Raw genomic sequence first — 17,466 nt, forward strand, 5'->3', positions numbered from 1 at the left:
TCAGGCCTTCGCTTCGAGCTGGCCGGGGATGTGGTCCTCGTGGTTCTGAAGATACCACTCGGCGATCTCCTCGCGGGTCGCCCACCAGACGCCGGGCAGCGACTTGGCGTGCTCGATGAACTCGCGGATCGCGCGCACGCGGTGCGCACGGCCCGAGACATGCGGGTGCAGGCCGACGTTCATGATCCGGCCCGAAGTCTCGCCCTCGGCATAGAGCACGTCGAGTTCCTCGATCAGCGCGTCGCGGAACTGGTCGGTGGTGAAGTTCTTGCGGGTGATGAAGGTGAAGTCGTTGATCTCGTTCGAATAGGGAACCGAGACGATCGGACCGTTCGGGGTGCGCAGCATGTAAGGCTGATCGTCGTTCATGATGTCGCAGTAGAACGTGCAGCCCTGCTCGGCGAGGATGTCGGCGGTGCGCATCGTGCCGCGCAGCGAAGACGAGAGCCAGCCCTTGGACTTGCGGCCGGTGTACTTCTCGAACTGCGCGAGGCTGCGCATGACCACGTCGCGCTCGGCTTCGGGGTCGTGGGCGAAATTGGTCAGCAGCTCGCCCTGCTCCCAGTTGTGCGTGAGCAGTTCCCAGCCCCGCTCCAGCACGGCGTCGGTCATCGCCTTGCGGCGCTCGAAAGTGACCGCGTTGGTGGTGCAGCTGGCCTTCACGCCCAGTTCGTCGAACAGGTCGAACAGGCGCCAGATGCCGACGCGCTGACCGTATTCACGCCAGGTGAAGTTGGGGAAGTCGGGGGTGTTGCCCGGCAGGATGTCGGGAAGGATCGACGGGCCACCGGCATAGTAGGGCTTGTCGGTATCCTTGGTGAGGTCCCAGGTCTCGAGATTGAACGTGAGCATCAGCGCGACGCGCGCGCCGTTGGGCCACTTGAGGGGCTTGCGCTGTGGCAGGGGGACGTAATCGTATTCCATGGGACAACTCTCGCTTGCGACTTTCACTATGACCCGAACCACATTTCGGGCCTCTGCACCCACTGATGCGCGGCCTTTCTCCGACTTGCGGACATCGCTGACCGGTCAGCGGTCACGATTTCCGCGCTGGAGGCACGCGCGCATCAGCGGGCTTTCACTCACACGCCGAGGACTTCAAGCACCACGCGCTCGGCAGATTCAAGCGCGCCCTCGAGCCCGCGTGCGGCTGTGGCGGTGTGCTCGCCGCAGAAATGCAGGTTGCCCGAGGGCTTTGCCATCTCGTTGACCCACCCGGCCTGGCCTGGCGCGATGTACGAGAAATCGCCCGCATTGAACCGCTCCTGCGACCAGCTGAAGAAGGAATGCGCCTTGATCTTGCCCTTCGCTGCGGGGCGCAACTGTTCGATGCGCGAAACCACCATCGCCTTGACCGCGTCGCCGCCCATCCGGTCCCAGTAGTTCGCGAGCGTCGCACGCGCCTGGATGATGAAGCCGGTGATCTGCTCGGGGTCCTCGCCGTAACGCTGGGGCATGACGTTGCCGAGCAGGCCGTCGGTCCACATACCGGGCGCCAGACCGTCCTGCTCCCAGAACGGGGTCTCGGCGGTAACGAACACCATCGAGATCGGCTGATAGCCCAGCTCCTGCACGGCCTGTGCCTGGATGCCCGAAAGGCCCGGCTCGATCCTGACGTTGCGCAGGGTCGAGAACGGCAGCGTGCAGATCACCTTGCCGGCCGAGAAGCGGCCTCCGTCGGCACAGTGCACGGTAACCTTGCCGCCTGCATCGCCGCCGTCCTGCGTGATCGCCACGATCTCGCGACCGAGCAGCACGTCGCCCTTGACCTGCTTCACCAGTTCGAGCGGGAGCAACAGGTTACCGCCCTTGACCGCCAGCGACTTCATGCCTGCGGCCATCTGCGCCTTGACGAAGCCGTCGTTGTACTCAGTCAGCAGCGCCGAGACGTCATAGCTGTTCATCCCGTAATAGGGCGCGATGTCGTAGGCGAGATGGATCGCCTGGTCCGACAGCCCCTGCTGGCGCAGGTATTCGTGCAAGGAGATATCGAGCTTGGCATTGGCCGGATCGTGCCAGGCGGTCCAGTCCTCGAGGCGATTGTTCTTGGCCACCAGCATGCCGACCATCTCGGCAGGCATGACCGACTTGAGCGCATCGGGGAACGGATTGCCCGGGAAGCGGGCCCATTCCTCGCGGGTCAGCGGAGTTTCGCCGATATAGAGCAGCGAGGGCGGCCCCATGCGGTAGCGGGCGCCCACTTCCTGCATCGTCACACCGGCGCGACTGGCGATGTCGAGCCCGCGACCATACCCTTCGGCCATCGAGTTGAAGCCCATCTCGGGATAGCCGGGCTGGTCGAGCAGGGTCATGATCCGCCCGCCGACCCGGTCCCGGGCCTCGAGGATCGTGACCGACTGGCCCATTTCCTCGAGCAGCAGCGCTGCCTGGAGGCCCGAGATACCGGCGCCCAGAATGAGCACGTCGCTCTCGCCCGCCGCCTTCGTCGCGGCGCTGGCGATCCCCGACATGAGCGGGCTGGCTGCTGCCACCGCGCCCAGCCCCATCGCGGCCGCACCCAAGGTGAACGTACGCCTGTCAATCGCCATGGGTCCCGACTTCCTCCTGAATGTTTGCAGATCGGCGCACTATAGCCCTAGCGCGGTGCGCTTCGATCATTTCGTGATGCAGCAATTCCTAATCCGCTTCGTCGGGGGCCGGACCGGCAAGCAATCGCTCACCACCTGTCGGATAAGTCGCGCACCCCCTCGAACTGCGAGGCGCAGCCCGATAGGGTTTGGTTTCAGGCCCGGCAAGAGCGGGCAAAGGTTTTACAGGGATCCTGACAGGACATGAGGAAAATGCCGGTTTCGCCGCTTCGTTCGCGCGCACTTCGCGCCCTGCTGCCCGCCATCGCGCTGGGCGCAATGACCCCGGGCTGCGTGTCAGCACAGGACGCGAAAAGCACATCCGCAGCAGCCAAGAAGGACTTTCCGTATCTGTCGGTCGAGGAGTTGCGCAAGCGCTACGGCGATGCGCAAAGCCGCTACATGACGATCGGCGGGCTGACGATCCACTACAAGGACGAGGGGCCGCGCGATGCCCCGGTGCTGCTCATGGTACACGGCTCGGAAAGCAGCCTGCGCACCTGGGACCGCGAGACGGAGTTGCTCAAGGATCGCTACCGCATCGTACGCATCGACCTGCCCAGCTACGGCCTGTCCGACGGCCCGACCGACGCGGCGATGAAGGCGCTCGTGCCCACCGACATCCCCATCGGCATTCTGGAAGGGCTCGGTATCACAAAGGCCACCTTCGTCGGCGTCTCCAGCGGCGGCACCATGGGCATGTATCTCGCTGCACGACGCCCCGACCTGGTAGAGCGACTGGTGCTGTCGAACACCCCGTCAGACCCGGTCGATGCAAGCCACCTGGTCATGTCGGACGGGCTCAAGGCGGCGATCAAGCGCGCTACCGACACCGGCTTTCGCGACCAGGACTTCTGGGACCACTTCCTGACGTTCTTCTCGGGCGATGGCGCGCGCATCTCGGCGCAGACCAAGAAGGAATACTACGATTTCTACCGACGCTATCCCGAGAAGCACCTTGTCGGTCTGATCGCCCGCATCGGCGACGGCAAGCAGGCCACGATCGAGATGGCCAAGGTCACCAAGCCGACCCTGCTGATCTGGGGTACGGGCGATCCGCTCCTGCCCGAATCCGCAGCCGAGGCGATCGGGCGCTATCTCAAGAACGCGAACATCTCGCGCGTCTACATGCCCGACGTCGGCCATTATCCGCCGCTCGAAGTGCCTGACCGTTTCGCGCAGATCCTGGCGGCCTATATCGAGGCCGCGACCCCGATTCTGCCCGCCGAGGAACAGGCGCCCGCCGGGCAGTGATTTGCTCGACATGCGGAGGTTGGCCCGGCAACCGGTGCCACCTTCCGCATCGCCGGGCTAGATACCACAGCAACCCGGAATCACGGGTTCGCACGGCAAGGGCATCTGTCCGGACAAATAGGCGGCCACGCCTCTTGCATCACCGGCCAGCAATGGCATGACGGGCGGCGATTGCCGCGCGAACGCGAACATGTGAGACCCGGCCAGCCCCTCCCGGCCTCGAATCGAGACCGGTGCCAGTTTGAAGGAAGACGCACGATGAGCACCGAAGAAGACCTTCTCGCCAACTACAAGAAGGCCTATGACAACAAGGTCGGCTTCGGCAGCCGCCCGGCGCTCCTGCTGATCGATTTCTGTCAGGCCTATTTCGAGCCGGGCAACATGCTCTACTCCGAGGTCGACGACGCCCTCGCCTCGGCGTTGCGCGTTCGTGCAGCCGCTCGCGAGGCTGGGATTCCGGTGATCCTCACCAATGTCGTGTTCCATCCCTCGGGCTTCAACGGCGGTCGCTTCTTCGAGAAGGCGATGCCGCTGAAGAACTTCACGCAGGGGAACCCGATGGGCGCATGGGGACCGGGCCTCGAGCCCTTCGAGGACGAACTGGTCGTCTCCAAGCAGTACCCGAGCGCCTTCTTCGGCACATCGCTGGCCTCGACGCTGACCGCTGCGGGCTGCGATTCGGTGATCCTCACCGGCCTCACGACGTCGGGCTGCGTACGCGCCAGCTGCGTCGATTCTATGAGCCACGGCTTCCGCACGGCCGTGGTCGCAGAAGCCTGTGGCGATCGCCATGCCGGACCGCACGACGCCAACCTGTTCGACATGAACGCCAAGTATGCCGATGTCGTCTCGGAAGCCGAGACCATCGCCTACCTCAAGGGCCTAAAGCAGGACTGATCCCGACAGCGGCGGGCGCCCCCAAGGCGCGCTCGCCGCTACGCCTCGACGCGCTGCAGGGCCTCGAAGCGCGCGCCCCATGGGGTTACCGCGCTAATCCCGCGAACCTGTCCATGCGGCGCCCAGTCGAAGCGCACTTCCTCGCCGAGCGCGCAGCCCGCACCGGCGAGCCGCTTCGCGAAGCCATCGAGATCACGCACCACAAAGCGCAAGGCTGCCCAACCGCGCGCCGGTGGCCGCGACGCGCTGAAGTCGCGTCCGCCGCAGCCGAAGGCGATGATCTCGACCGAACCTTCCATGCGTCCCGCGGGATGATAGATGCCGATGCGCATCGGCACCTCGAGGGCGATGCGCGGCGGAAAGCCCATGCAGTTCGCCCCATCGCCGGTCGCGGCAAAGCCATCGGTTTCCTGCACCGCCTGCCAGCCCAGCCCTTCAACGAACAGAGCGCGCGCGGCATCGAAGTCGGCAACGATCTGGGTCGAATTGAACACCCACGAAGTCGCACCCGACATGTCCTCGTAGCCGGTCAGGGGTGGATGGACCCGCTGCATTGCGGCAATGCACAGACCATCCGCATCGCGCTCGACCACCTCGCGCACCGCGAGTGCGCCAAAATCCCAATCGGTCACTGGAGCGGGACTGGCGAAGCCTGCGCGGCTGAAGGCGGCGTGCAGCGCATCCAGATCTTCGAGCGCGCGGATATTGATATCGAAGATGCCGCCGGTGTCCCAAGCCTGTGCACCATCGCGCACAAGCGGTTGATAGTCGCCCTCGAGCGAGATCAGCCTGATCGCTCCACGCGTCGCATCGGGATGCGCAATCAGCACCTCGTGCCCGCAAGTCTTTGCCGCAAGGCCCAGCAGCCCCGCTGCGCCAGCGGGCAAGCGCCCTTCGTGTCGCACCTCATATCCCAGCGCAGCACACAGCCTTTGCGCACTTTGCCTGCAATCGGCCACGAGGCCGACGGCCTCCTCGAATCCATCATCCAGCGATTTCATGCCAGCGAAGCTACGATGCACCGCGCACTGCCTCGCCGTCGGTCCGCATCAGTCCGCCTGGCGAACAACTTTTCCGGTATGGCGGGTCAGGTCGAATGGCTCGGATAGCCTTCAAAGCCATGAACGACGCGCCCAAACAGCCCCTGATATCCGGTCCCCGCCTCGCAGGCAGGACAGCGCTGGTGACCGGTGCCGGTCTCGGCATCGGGCGGGCAACCGCGATCTGTCTCGCGCAGCATGGTGCCCGGGTTATCGCGACCGACATCGACGATACCCGACTGTCGGATACTCTCTCGATGCTGCCGGAGGGCAGCGACGCGCTTGCGCACCGCGCCGACGTTACCGACGAGCAATCGGTGTCCGATCTCTTCGCTCTAGTCGGCGAGACCGCGCCTCTCGACATCCTCGTCAACAACGTCGGCGGCGGACGACCGGGTCGGATATGGGAGCTTTCGCTGGAGGACTGGGAGACGACCATGCGCCTCAGCCTGGCCTCCATGTTCCTGTGCACCCGAGCCGCCCTGCCCGGCATGATCGAGCGCGGCTACGGGCGCGTGGTATGCCTCAGTTCCGGGGCGCGCAACGGCACAGTGTGGAATGCCCTGCACATGGGAGCATGCGCCTATTCTACTGCGAAAGCCGGTATTATCGGCTTCGTGCGCGATCTCGCGATCGAACTCGCCGACAGCGGGGTTACCATCAATGCTGTCGCGCCCGGCCCGATCGATACCGAACTGGCAGGCCCGTTCCTGCGCGCCATGGACGAGGCGGACCTGCCTTATGCCCCGAGCAAGATGGTGCCGATGGGGCGACTGGGCACGCCCGAAGAAGTGGCTAACGCGATCCTCTACCTTGCATCGAGCGAGGCCTCCTACGTAACCGGCACGACACTGGATGTTGCCGGTGGGCGATGATGGGTAGGTGCCTGCCCTGGGCTGCACGAGAACGTTCATCCGACAGGCGAACAGGGATCAGGTTTTGGATCAATGCAGGGGCCGAGTGAGCAAAGTTCCATTCGCGCCGTGAACGATGGCGGGCTTGGCCGAACATCAACGGTAAAGGAGTCGATCCAGAACTTTTCTGGGCAACTCAAGAAGTGAACGCACTTCATCAAGGGGGAAGTACATAGCCGGAAAGTCTCTTTCCGAAAATCCGGACCAACATGCTCCGGCTCTTGCAATTCTTAATTTCGACAGGGAGCAGGCGGTCTCGCGATGCCATCGCGATCCGTGCTGGCTATTTCAAAACCGAGGGAAATAATGACAGGTATTACTCTTAGGATGCAGCTCGTATCGACGCTGGCGCTGGCCGCCGGCCTGGGCATGAGCGCACAGGCGATCGCGCAGGAAGCTGGCACCGCCGGCAGCGGCGAAATCGTCGTCACCGCCCGCAAGACGGGCGAAGACATCCTCAAGACCCCGGTCACCGTGACCGCGATCACTTCCGAGGCGCTCGATGCCAAGGGTCTGGTGTCGATGACCGACATCGCCACCTCGACGCCCGGCATCAACATCAACAACTCCTCCTCGGGCCACGCCGACCGCTCGTTCCAGCAGGTCGTGCTGCGCGGCATGACCCCCTCGACGACGCTCGCGACCACCGTCTCGACCTTCATCGACGGCGTGCCGGTTTCCTCGCCCTCGCAGATCAACGCAGTCTCGAACCCCGAGCGCGTCGAGATCATCAAGGGCCCGCAGAGCGCGTTCTTCGGCCGCAACACCTTTGCCGGCGCGATCAACGTGGTGAACAAGGTCCCGGGCAACTACTGGCAGGGCGAAATGCTCGGCATGATCGGCTCGCGCGACAACTGGCGCATTCGCGCTTCGGTCGAAGGCCCGATCATCGAGGACCTCATCAGCTTCCGCATCGGCGGCGAGAAGTACTCGAAGAACGGCTCGTGGCGTAACCAGGACGGCGTGACGCTGGGCGACCAGTCGACCGCGATCGCCTCGGCCATGCTCGCGATCACCCCTTCGAGCGACGTGACCATCAAGCTGTTCGGCGTGATGAGCGAAGACAAGGACGGCCCGGCCGCCCAGACCCGCGTCGGCACCGTCGACGTCTTTGCACCCGACGGCACCCGCCTGCTGACCGACCAGTCGAACTACGTGACCGATGCTGGCGTCAAGTGGTTCAAGGGTGCAATCCCCTCGCTTGCCGACCCGGTCACCGCCAACATCACCAACACCGACCGCATCCGTGCCTTCCTCTCCAATGGCACCAACCGCGCGGTCGACCCCGAGGATGGCGTTCAGGGCTATGGCCTGCGTCGTCGCACCAAGCACATCCACGGCACCTTCGACTGGGAGGTCGTCGACGGCCTGACCGCGACCGCACTGGGTGGCTGGAACCACGAGACCTGGTCGACGCTGATCGACCTCGACGGCTACGACACCAGCTCGTTCGAAGGCGACTTCTACGGCGCTGGCTACTTCGACTTCCCGTACCTGATCGAGCGTAACGTGAAGGACTGGTCGCTCGAAGGCCGCCTCGCCTACGAATCCGACCGTTTCCACGGCGTTGCCGGCGTGAGCTACCTCAATGCAGACCTCTACCAGGGTCTCGCCGGTGGTTCGGGCACGCTCAATGCGAACAACTCGGTCGGTGGCCTGAGCCGCAACAAGACCCTCGGCTTCTTCTTCGGCGCGACCTACGACCTGACCGACACCCTGTCGGCGAGCGTCGAGGGCCGTTACCAGATCGACGATCTTGAAGCCTACACCGGTCCCAACGGCCTGACCGTCGGCGACAACCCCTACATCGATGCCGGCAGCTATGCGCCCAACTCGATCCTCGCGACCTCGAAGTACAAGAACTTCACCCCGCGCGTGATCGTGAACTGGCAGATCGACCCCGACACGATGGTCTACGCCTCGTGGGCCAAGGGCGTGAACCCGGCGCAGTTCAACACCTCGATCCTCAACAACAGCTACGAGGTTCAGGTCGCGGCTGCGGAATCGGGTGGCCTGCTTGCCATCGATCCGGAGAAGATCACCAACTACGAGCTGGGTCTCAAGGGCCGCGCGCTCAATGGCGACCTGCGTTACACCGTCGCAGCGTACTACGCCCAGTGGCGTAACCAGATCAACTCGGTCCAGATCGTCGTTCCCGACGATACGCAGGATACCGGGTATTCGTTCGTCAACACCTCGACCAACGCCGGTGCCGCCGATCTCTACGGCATCGAGGCCGAGCTGAACTGGCGCCCGACCGACTTCCTCACCGTGGATGCGGCCGGTGCCTACAACGAGAGCGACATCAAGTCCTTCGTCAGCCCGACGGTCACCCGCCTCACCGGCATGACCGACTTCGACGGCAACGACCTGAAGAACACCTCGAAGTTCTCGGCCAATGTCGGCGTCACCGTCGGCACCGAGATCGCGGACTGGGACGATGGTCGCTGGTTCGTACGCGGTGACTGGAACTTCAAGTCGGGCGTCTATTCGAACGAGGCGAACCTTGCGCGTACTCCCGACCTGCACCTGTTCAACCTGCGCGCAGGTGTCGAACACGGCCAGATCTCGCTCGAGGCCTTCGTGACCAACGTGTTCAACAACAAGACCCCGATCTCGGTCTCGGACAACTACGTGTTCACCCCGAATTTTGCCTATACCGGCAACTTCTCGGCGCTGATGCTGGGTCTTCCCGACCTGCGCACCGCAGGCATCCAGGCGAAGGTCAAGTTCTGATCTGATCTGATCTGACCTGATCTAATCCTGACAAATGACGAGAGGGCCGGGTGCGCAAGCATCCGGCCCTTTTTCATACGCCGGCGGCAGGAGGCCGGAGAACGTCGGACGACGACAGGCGCGCGGCTGGCAGTACGGAGCAAGATCGACGACCGGCGGCACACGCTCGGCTTGCATCAAGCTGCGCGGCTACTTGCAGGTTGCGGACAAAAGAAAAGGGCGGCGCATTCCCCCGGGAAACGCACCGCCCACCCCATCCCCCCCGAGATGGGGTATCAGCCGTCAGGCAATCAGCGGACCAGTTCGCGCGCCACGCGAAAGCCGAGGTGATCGTTGCGGGCACCGGGCGGATCGCCGATCCGCTGCGCCGCGCGCACGCTCCAGCCATCGAGGCTCCAGCCTCCGCCGCGCACATTGCGCAAGGTGCATTCGCCATCGAGCCAGGCCGAGCCATCGGACGGCGCGCCGACGAAGTCGTCGTGATGGCAATCCTCGACCCATTCGGCGACGTTGCCGATCATGTCGTGCAGGCCGAAGCGATTGGGCGCATAAGCGCCTACCGTCGAGGTCCCCGAGAGGTTGCGCCCGAAGTTCGCGTCTTCGGCACCGATCGCATTGCCGAAGGGATACCAAGTCTGTGTCCCGCCGCGCGCCGCGTAGGCCCATTCGGCTTCGCTGAGGAGGCGATAGGTCTCGCCAGTATGCGCACTGAGCCAGTCGACGTAGGCTTTTGCATCGGCGTAATTGACGTTGATCACCGGCCGCCGCCCCCGACCCCAACCCGCGTCATCGGGACGGTAGCCGTTGCACCCGCTATCAGCGACGCAGGCATCCCATTGCGCGAAGGTCACCTCGTAGCGACCGACGGCAAGCGCATAGTCGATGGTCACGGCGTGGCGCGGCTGCTCCATCGTGTCGAACATGGCCATGACGCCCAGCGTGCGGCGTTCGCGCTCGCTCGAGCCCATGACGAAACTGCCAGGGGCCAGCACGACCATCTCGGGACAATCGCTGCAATCGGCAAAGGCGGCCCCTGCCCGCCTCGGCGGAAATAGCGGCGCAGGCGCAGCGACCTTGTCTGGAACGTAGCCGTTCGCAGGCGGGTGTTCCTCGGCCACTGCGGGACTAGACAGCAAGATGCCAAGGGTAACCAGAGCGCTCGTTCGCACGCGACCGGCAAGACGCACGCTCACGAGGCAGCCTCCCCGCCAAGCGGCGGATCGATGGCATCGGCGGCAGAATTGGCGCGCGCCGAGGCCTTGACCCGGTCGATCAGCGCGATCAGGCGCGCGGCATCGTGACCGGTCGGCATGCGATGCGCCTGGCCGTTCAGGGCGCGGGCGAATTCGACGATCTGGTCTTCGAAATAATGGCCGAGCCTGCGCCCACCCATCTTGCGCGGGTCGATCAGCACGCCCTCGGGCGGCGTCACGAGAACCTCGCCATTCCAGCTCAGGATTTCGCCATGCTCGATCTCGAGCACGCCCTTGTCGAAATGCAGCACCTTGCGATCGAGCACCGCGGGCTGGTTGTAGGAGATATGCACGCTGGCGAGGCGGCGGCCGGGATAGGCGAGCAGTACCATGGCCTCATCCTCACCGCGCCAGCCCGACTGGTGCCGCGCGGCCTCGGCGTGGACCCGGACCGGGTCGGCATCGCCCATGATCAGCTGCACGAAATCGAGCGCGTGCGGGGCGAAGAGGCTGAGGATCAGTCCTTCCTCGGCACTGCGTTCGGCCCACCAGGGGGCCTGGGGCCCATCCCAGAACACGCACGAAGACACCTCGAGCGAGCGCAGCTGGCCAAAGCTGGCCCAGTTGTCGACGATATGGCGCACTGCCGCATTGTGGCGGAACGTATGGCCGACCGCAAAAACGAGACCGCGCGCCTGTGCCTCACGGGCCAGCTCCAGTGCTTCCTCGCCGGTCTCCGCTGCCGGCTTTTCGACCAGCACGTGCTTTCCAGCACGAAGCGCGGCCATCGACTGCTGCGCATGAAGGCGGTTGGGGGTGGCGATGAGCACGGCATCGACGCTGTCGAGCGCGAGTGCGTCCTCAAGGGTGGGAAGCGCGGTGGCTCCGAAAGGTTCGGCTGCGCTGCGGGCCAGCGCGATGTCGGTATCCACCGTGGCGACGACCCGCGCGTCGTCGGGGCGCGCGGCGATGGCAGCGAAGTGCGCACCCGTGATGCGCCCGCAGCCGATCACGGCGAACCGGACCGGGCCGGTCACCTTGCGGAGAGAAACGGGTTCAGAGCTGATCTCAGGCATGAATGATGTCCGCATTGTTGGGCGCATCGGCGGGCCGCTCGTGCACGAACCGCCAGATGATCGCGGCGGCAATGAGCTTGGCCACGCCCGGGATGGTCGAATAGCTGACGATGATCCCGGCCAGCGCCGCGCTCGATTGCGGCAGTCCGGCCTTGGCCGCAGCGGAATCGAAGCCGAAGCTGGACAGGATCGCGCCGACCACCAGTGTTCCGCCCAGCGCAATGCCGGCCTTCTCGATGATCGACCAGATCGCCGCGTAGGAGCCGGCGCGGTTCTCGCCATAGTCGAGCCGTGCCCCGGCGATGGCGTCGGAGAGCAGCGAAAGCACGATCGTACCCCAGCCCGCGTTGCACGCAGCCATCAGCGCGGCGAGCAGATAGGCGACCTCGATCGGTGCATCGGGCAGGTACCCCCAGACCAGCGTCACCAGGCCGTGTCCGGCAGCGGCCGCGACGTAAGTGCGCTTCTTGCCCAGACGCTTGGAGATCATCACCCACAACGGCGAACCGGCCATGACCGCGAAGGCCATGATCGCCGACATCACACCGATGTCGTGCAAGGGTTCCTCGCGCGCCATGGCGTACTTCACGAAGAACGGGAAGCTGGCGTAGCTGATGCCCGCCGCGACGGTCATGATCACTGCGGAAAGGCACAGCACGGCAAAGCGGCGGTCGGCAAATGCCCGCGGCAGATCCCTGAGCGCAAAGGCCTTCGCCACTTGTGCGGGTTCGGGAATGCGCGAGGCGAAGCGCCAGGCGACGAACAGGCAGGTGAAGCACAGCACCCCGATCGAGCCCATCGTCAGAAGATGCGCATTGCGGTCGGTGCCCAGGGCATTGATCGCCATCGGCGCCACCGAAGACGACATCAGTACGCCAAGGCCGGTGAAGCCGTGCTTCCAGCCCATCAGCTCGGTCCGCTCGACCGGGTCGGAAGACATTTCCGCGAACTGGGCCAGATAGGGCACCGAGAAGGTCGAGTAGACCGCCATGTAGGCACTGAAGGTCACAAAGACCCAGGCCACCTGGAAGCCGATTGCCGCCTCGGGCACGGCGAAGACACCCAGCATCGCGAAAGGCGCCGCGATACCGCCGACGAGTAGCCAGCGGCGGCGCGGAAAGCGGCTCGCCATGCGGTCCGATGCAACGCCGATCCACAAGTCGAAGATGGCGCCGAACACCACCTTGGGCACGAAGATCGCGGTACCGGCAATGGCTGGCGCAATGCCCATGACATTGGTGAGGTAGAACATGAGAAGCAGCGACGGTGCATCGCGGAACAGTTGCCCCGCTACCTGCCCGAGGCCGAACCCGGCCTTGGTCGAGGTCGCCAGACGTGCCGGCAACCCGCTCGATGTATCGCTCATGTCATGCTCCCCGAGTGGCCGGAAGACAGGCTCCGGTCTCTTGACCCGCATCGTGACGTGAACAGGTCGGCGAACCAGATTTCACCGCGAACTTATCGCACAACGGATAGTCGCAGGCCGGATAACGGTGCCCGACAGGTCGATGCGCGCGGCCCGAACGGCCAAGTCCTTGCTGCATACACCCCGGCATCGCTACAGAGAGAACCATGGCAAGCACGGCAACAGACACCACGATCATCCCCGCGCTGCGCGCAGCACTCGGCGCCGAGGCGGTGATCGGCAGCGGCGATGCCCTCGCCTACTTTTCCAACGACGTCTACCGCACCGGCGCACAGCCGCTCGCGGTGGTGCGCCCGGGCAGCGTCGAGGCCTTGCAGGAAGCGGTCAAGCTGTGCGGCGAGGCGGGCATCTGCATGGTCCCGCGCGGCGGGGGGGCGTCCTACACCGACGGCTACGTGCGCCAGGAAGGCGGCCACGTGCTGTTCGACACCGGCGCGATCGACACCATCGAGATCGATGAGCGCAACGCCATCGTGACCTGCGGCGCAGGCGTGACCTGGGCCAACCTCAAGACCGCGCTCGACGCCAAAGGCCTGCGCACGCCGTTCTGGGGCCCCTTCTCCGGCATCGCCGCGACGGTCGGCGGCAGCGTCAGCCAGAACACGCTGAGCCACGGCACCACGATCCACGGCATTTCGGCCCAGTCAGTGGTCTCGATGGACGTGGTGCTTGCAAGCGGCGCGCTGCTATCGACGAGCTCGTCGAAGGCGACGCGCTTCTATGGGCCGGACCTCACCGGCCTGTTCACCGGCGACTGCGGCGTATTCGGCATCAAGGCGCGCATCCGCCTGCCGCTGCTCCCGGTGCTCCCCAAGTTCGAATGCCTCTCCTTCGCCTTCGACAGTTTTGCCGACTACCACGCCGCATCGCGCAAGGCAGCGGCGGCCCGTCTCGATGACAGTCACTTCGGTCTCGACCTCGCCCTCTCGCAAGGCCAGATCGGCCGACAGGAAGGCATGGGCGCGCGCCTCAAGATCGCAGCCGACATCCTGCGCAAGGCCCCCAACAAGCTCAAGGGCGTCGCCCAGCTGGTGAAGATGGCCTTCGCGGGCGAAGACCCGATGCGCGCGGGCGCCTACATGTGCCACTTCATCGTGGAAGGCGCGGACGACGACGAGGCCGCGCTCAAGGCCAAGCAGCTGCGTCGCCTGCTCGACGGCCTGGGCCGCGAGATCGCCAACTCGATCCCGACCTTCGTCCACTCGGTGCCCTTCGCGCCGCTCTTCAACGTGCTTGGCCCGGGCGGCGAGCGCTGGGTGCCGATCCACGGCGTTCTCGCCCACGACGAGGCTGTCGCCTTCGACGAGAGCTTCAAGGCCCTGATCGCAAGCTACAAGGCGAAGATGGAGAAGCTGGGGGTCTGGATCGGCACGATGTTCTCGCCGGTCGGCTCGACCGGCTTCCTCTACGAAGTCGCGCTCTACTGGCCCGAGGACCGAACCGCCTATCACAAGACCACGCTGGGCGAGGAATACCTCGCGCAGCAGCCGCAGTTCGCCGCCAACCCGGATGCCAGCGCACTGGTTGACGAACTGAAGGAAGCCATCGTCGCGACCTATCAGAAGCACGGAGCCGGGCACTTCCAACTGGGCCGCGCCTACCCTTATCAGCAGCGCCTCTCGGCCGAGGCCAAGTCGCTGCTCGGCGCCATCAAGACCGAGCTCGATCCCAAGGGCCTGATGAACCCCGGCGCACTCGGCTTCTGACCCGGGCGATCGCAGACGGATAAGTGAGAAGCGGCCTCCCCGGATGCGGGTGGGGCCGCTTTCCTTTTTGTATCACCGCCAAGACATTGCGGGTGTTACAAAAAAGGGCCGGGAGCAAAACTCCCGACCCTTCCCTGTTCCAGTTGGCGTCAGCCCTCGGGCTTACTTGCCACCGCGCTGCAGCGGCTGCGGCGTGGCGGGCGCCCTGGCCGGCTCCCAACCTTCCGGCACCGGAGCGGGCTCGTGATCCTTCTTGTAGTTCTCGATGCTCGAGAGCGAAGGTCCGTAGTCGCTCTCGGGAGCATGGAGCCATTTGTCGCCCATGTTGCGCGCCGCGGCCACGAGATCTTCCGGCAGATCGGAAATGCCGTTCTCGACCGTGGTGAAGTTGTTGAAGTAGTTCACGTGCCCTTCGGCCTGGCCCATCAGCATCCAGGGCAGCCAAGGCGTGATGCGGGTCCAGGCACCGATGTGCTGGATATGGGTGACCTTCGGGTTCTCCACGTCCTTGCGGTTCATCGTGTAGATGAAGTGCTCGGAGACGCGGTTGAACGGCCCGGATGATTCGCGAACCCATGTCTTGGGATCGAGACCGTTGGGATACATCATGTCGATGTCCGACCGCAGGATGAGCGTGTCGTTCGGGCCCTCTTCCCATTCCATCAGGAAGGGCTTGCGCGGCGGCTTGTCCTTGTTGAGGCCACCATAGGACGGCGGCTCGGGCGCCCACTGGCTGATGGTGAAGTTGAACGGATCGTTGGCGATGGGAACCACATCGACGGTCTCGTCGGTGTAGGGGTTGTACCACTTGTCGATAAGCTTGCCGGTCTCGATGTCGCGGTAGAACACGATCTCGCGCAGCAGGCGGCGATAGGAACCGTCTTCCTGACGGACCGAGCGCACGACGCTGAAGCCTTCGTTGAGGAACAGCTGGCGCACCGGCTCGTTCGGGCGCACGCCGTAGACCTTGCCCTTGAGCCAGCCCACCTTCTCCTTGGTCGGATCGATATCCGCATCGATACGCACGTAGGTATCGCGGTTCCACTCGGGATCCTTGAAGTCGATCCTGGTCTTGAACGCAGGGGTCTTGGCGCTGGGGCCAGACGTCGCGGCACTGGCGCTGGCCGTACCGGTGACCAGACCCGCAGCGATGCCTGCACCAGCGAGACCCAGGCTCTGCCTGCGGCTGAACGTCATATCATCCATCTCTCGTTTCCCTAGTTGGCCCGATCGAGGCGCACTCTCATTTGATCTATGAATAAGGTTTTTCCGCTTTCATTGATCGAGCGCATCGCGCTAGCATACGATGATCGCCAAGCGGATAGCACCGGTGGGTTCCTTTGCCGCAAGCCACGCCGACCGCAAGAAATCAGCACGAGCCCGACCAAGACAAGGAGTCGCTTCATGCTCAATACCTTCCAGCAAGCCGCGCACCCAGTGCTGCCGACGGCCACTGCCGACGAGGCCTCGCGCCAGGAGTTCGCCAAGAGCTTCAAGGGCTTCATCCAGTCCACGCTGCTCCCCGGCCTGACCCCCATCTACGAGACCCGCGTCTCCAGGGCTTTCGAGAAGGCCAATGGCCGTCTGCCTGAGAACCGCCGCGACATCCGCTCGGTGATGATCCACGACCTCTATTTTCAGCACTACGCCATGGCCAACCGCACGGCGCAGGAGCTGTTGTGGGAATCGGTCAACGGCTCGGTCGATCGCCAGCTTCCCGAACTGATCGAAAAGGCCAAGGCGCTTTCCGCAACCAGCAAGGGCGAACTGCGCATCCCCGAGGGCTTCGAGCCCCCGCGCTACGTCACCGCGCTCGACATCCACTGCATGCCCGGTGGCTATTGCTCGGAAGTGACCGAGGACGATGTCGCTGTCGGCGCGCTCTACGATCGCGGCGTGTATCTCTATTCGATGGGCTACACCGGCCCGAACAATGACGACATGGGCCGCTCTGTGGTGAACTACCTCAAGCGCAACATGCCCGACTTCAAGCCCAAGCGCATTCTCGACATGGGCTGCACCGTCGGTCACTCGACCCTGCCCTACAAGGAGCTGTTCCCCGAGGCCGAGGTCTGGGGCATCGACGTGGGCGGTCCCTGCGTGCGTTATGCGCACGCACGTGCAGCGGGCATGGGGCTCGACGTCAACTTCGCGCAGATGAATGCCGAAGAGACCACTTTCGCTGACGAGGAATTCGATCTCGTCGTCAGCCACATCCTGCTCCACGAGACCAGCGGCAAGGCCATGCCGCGCGTGTTCAACGAGGCCTTCCGCGTGCTCAAGCCCGGCGGTCTGATGATCCACGCCGACCTTCCGCCCTTCGACCTCATGGACCCGTTCACCCAGTTCATCCTCGACAACGAGACCTGGTACAACAACGAGCCGTTCTGGGGTGCGATGCGCGAGATGGACCAGATCGATCTCGCCGAAAAGGCCGGCTTCGACCGCGAGGCGGTGCGCTTCGACACCGCCCCGATGGCGGTCATGGAGTTCGCCGCAGCGGCCTCGGGCTACAGCCAGGACGCTTCCGAACACGTCGCCGAGCGCGACTTCACCGCGGGCGAGTTCGCTCCCGGCGGTGGCTGGGAAGTGCTCATCGCCAAGAAGGGCGAAAAGCAGGCCCTCGCGGCCTGAGG

At 64.6% G+C, this 17,466-nt stretch carries 13 protein-coding genes; 6 read left to right on the forward strand and 7 right to left on the reverse strand.

The window, feature by feature from the left end; translation table 11 throughout:
• On the reverse strand, nt 1–924 hold the full coding sequence (locus tag I5E68_RS10250; protein WP_197163482.1) for a polysaccharide deacetylase family protein: 924 nt from the start codon (nt 922–924) through the stop codon (nt 1–3).
• 158 nt (nt 925–1,082) lie between these two features.
• The gene (locus tag I5E68_RS10255) at nt 1,083–2,549 is read right to left on the reverse strand and encodes a flavin monoamine oxidase family protein (protein WP_197163483.1); all 1,467 of its coding nucleotides are present in this window, start codon (nt 2,547–2,549) and stop codon (nt 1,083–1,085) included.
• Nucleotides 2,550–2,801: 252 nt separating this feature from the next.
• Here I5E68_RS10255 and I5E68_RS10260 point away from each other — a divergent pair, with 252 nt between their 5' ends.
• Both I5E68_RS10260 and I5E68_RS10265 read left to right on the forward strand, forming a co-directional pair.
• Entirely contained in the window at nt 2,802–3,842 is a 1,041-nt protein-coding gene (locus tag I5E68_RS10260; protein WP_197163484.1) for an alpha/beta fold hydrolase, read from the forward strand.
• Nucleotides 3,843–4,100: 258 nt separating this feature from the next.
• Nucleotides 4,101–4,739 (forward strand): isochorismatase family protein, encoded by a 639-nt coding sequence (locus I5E68_RS10265; RefSeq protein WP_197163486.1) that lies wholly within the window; start codon nt 4,101–4,103, stop codon nt 4,737–4,739.
• A 38-nt stretch (nt 4,740–4,777) separates the two neighbouring features.
• Here I5E68_RS10265 and I5E68_RS10270 read toward each other — a convergent pair whose 3' ends face one another.
• Nucleotides 4,778–5,626: a hypothetical protein gene (locus I5E68_RS10270; protein ID WP_197163488.1), complete on the reverse strand. Its 849-nt coding sequence runs from the start codon at nt 5,624–5,626 to the stop codon at nt 4,778–4,780.
• Between the two features lie 296 nt (nt 5,627–5,922).
• On the opposite strand from I5E68_RS10270, the gene I5E68_RS10275 reads away from it, so the two are divergent.
• Together I5E68_RS10275 and I5E68_RS10280 are read left to right on the forward strand one after the other, a co-directional pair.
• The gene (locus I5E68_RS10275) at nt 5,923–6,654 is read left to right on the forward strand and encodes an SDR family NAD(P)-dependent oxidoreductase (RefSeq protein WP_323982130.1); all 732 of its coding nucleotides are present in this window, start codon (nt 5,923–5,925) and stop codon (nt 6,652–6,654) included.
• A gap of 366 nt (nt 6,655–7,020) precedes the next feature.
• Nucleotides 7,021–9,429: a TonB-dependent receptor gene (locus I5E68_RS10280; protein WP_228726919.1), complete on the forward strand. Its 2,409-nt coding sequence runs from the start codon at nt 7,021–7,023 to the stop codon at nt 9,427–9,429.
• 290 nt (nt 9,430–9,719) lie between these two features.
• Here the strand turns inward: I5E68_RS10280 and I5E68_RS10285 are convergent, their stop codons facing one another.
• Genes I5E68_RS10285 through I5E68_RS10295 form a run of 3 tightly spaced genes read right to left on the reverse strand, consistent with a single transcriptional unit; the run spans nt 9,720 to nt 13,064 of the window.
• Entirely contained in the window at nt 9,720–10,622 is a 903-nt protein-coding gene (locus I5E68_RS10285) for a formylglycine-generating enzyme family protein (RefSeq protein ID WP_197163495.1), read from the reverse strand.
• Nucleotides 10,619–11,698, reverse strand: a complete 1,080-nt coding sequence (locus tag I5E68_RS10290) for a Gfo/Idh/MocA family protein (protein WP_197163497.1) — start codon at nt 11,696–11,698, stop codon at nt 10,619–10,621. Before I5E68_RS10290 ends, I5E68_RS10285 begins: the two co-directional genes overlap by 4 nt.
• Nucleotides 11,691–13,064, reverse strand: coding sequence for an MFS transporter (locus tag I5E68_RS10295; RefSeq protein WP_197163499.1), 1,374 nt, complete (start codon nt 13,062–13,064; stop codon nt 11,691–11,693). The genes I5E68_RS10290 and I5E68_RS10295 overlap by 8 nt, the downstream gene beginning before the upstream one ends.
• A 206-nt stretch (nt 13,065–13,270) precedes the next feature.
• On the opposite strand from I5E68_RS10295, the gene I5E68_RS10300 reads away from it, so the two are divergent.
• Nucleotides 13,271–14,830 carry an FAD-binding oxidoreductase gene (locus tag I5E68_RS10300; protein WP_197163501.1) on the forward strand — a complete coding sequence of 520 codons (1,560 nt, stop codon included), beginning with the start codon at nt 13,271–13,273 and terminating at the stop codon, nt 14,828–14,830.
• A gap of 162 nt (nt 14,831–14,992) precedes the next feature.
• On the opposite strand, the gene I5E68_RS10305 is transcribed toward I5E68_RS10300, so the two are convergent.
• A complete protein-coding gene (locus I5E68_RS10305; protein WP_197163503.1) occupies nt 14,993–16,036 on the reverse strand; it encodes a DUF1838 family protein in 1,044 nt (347 codons plus the stop codon).
• Between the two features lie 198 nt (nt 16,037–16,234).
• On the opposite strand from I5E68_RS10305, the gene I5E68_RS10310 reads away from it, so the two are divergent.
• Nucleotides 16,235–17,464 (forward strand): class I SAM-dependent methyltransferase, encoded by a 1,230-nt coding sequence (locus I5E68_RS10310; RefSeq protein WP_197163505.1) that lies wholly within the window; start codon nt 16,235–16,237, stop codon nt 17,462–17,464.
• The last annotated feature ends 2 nt before the right edge of the window (nt 17,465–17,466 follow it).

Origin of the sequence: Novosphingobium aureum (assembly GCF_015865035.1) — a bacterium.
Taxonomy (GTDB): domain Bacteria; phylum Pseudomonadota; class Alphaproteobacteria; order Sphingomonadales; family Sphingomonadaceae; genus Novosphingobium; species Novosphingobium aureum.

What these genes read in the sequence shown, in the direction of transcription:
- I5E68_RS10295 (WP_197163499.1), bottom strand. Translation starts at nt 13,064, where the DNA reads ATGAGCGATACATCGAGCGGGTTGCCGGCACGTCTGGCGACCTCGACC.
- I5E68_RS10260 (WP_197163484.1), top strand. Translation starts at nt 2,802, where the DNA reads ATGCCGGTTTCGCCGCTTCGTTCGCGCGCACTTCGCGCCCTGCTGCCC.
- I5E68_RS10310 (WP_197163505.1), top strand. Translation starts at nt 16,235, where the DNA reads ATGCTCAATACCTTCCAGCAAGCCGCGCACCCAGTGCTGCCGACGGCC.
- I5E68_RS10280 (WP_228726919.1), top strand. Translation starts at nt 7,021, where the DNA reads ATGCAGCTCGTATCGACGCTGGCGCTGGCCGCCGGCCTGGGCATGAGC.
- I5E68_RS10290 (WP_197163497.1), bottom strand. Translation starts at nt 11,698, where the DNA reads ATGCCTGAGATCAGCTCTGAACCCGTTTCTCTCCGCAAGGTGACCGGC.
- I5E68_RS10265 (WP_197163486.1), top strand. Translation starts at nt 4,101, where the DNA reads ATGAGCACCGAAGAAGACCTTCTCGCCAACTACAAGAAGGCCTATGAC.
- I5E68_RS10255 (WP_197163483.1), bottom strand. Translation starts at nt 2,549, where the DNA reads ATGGCGATTGACAGGCGTACGTTCACCTTGGGTGCGGCCGCGATGGGG.
- I5E68_RS10300 (WP_197163501.1), top strand. Translation starts at nt 13,271, where the DNA reads ATGGCAAGCACGGCAACAGACACCACGATCATCCCCGCGCTGCGCGCA.
- I5E68_RS10250 (WP_197163482.1), bottom strand. Translation starts at nt 924, where the DNA reads ATGGAATACGATTACGTCCCCCTGCCACAGCGCAAGCCCCTCAAGTGG.
- I5E68_RS10305 (WP_197163503.1), bottom strand. Translation starts at nt 16,036, where the DNA reads ATGGATGATATGACGTTCAGCCGCAGGCAGAGCCTGGGTCTCGCTGGT.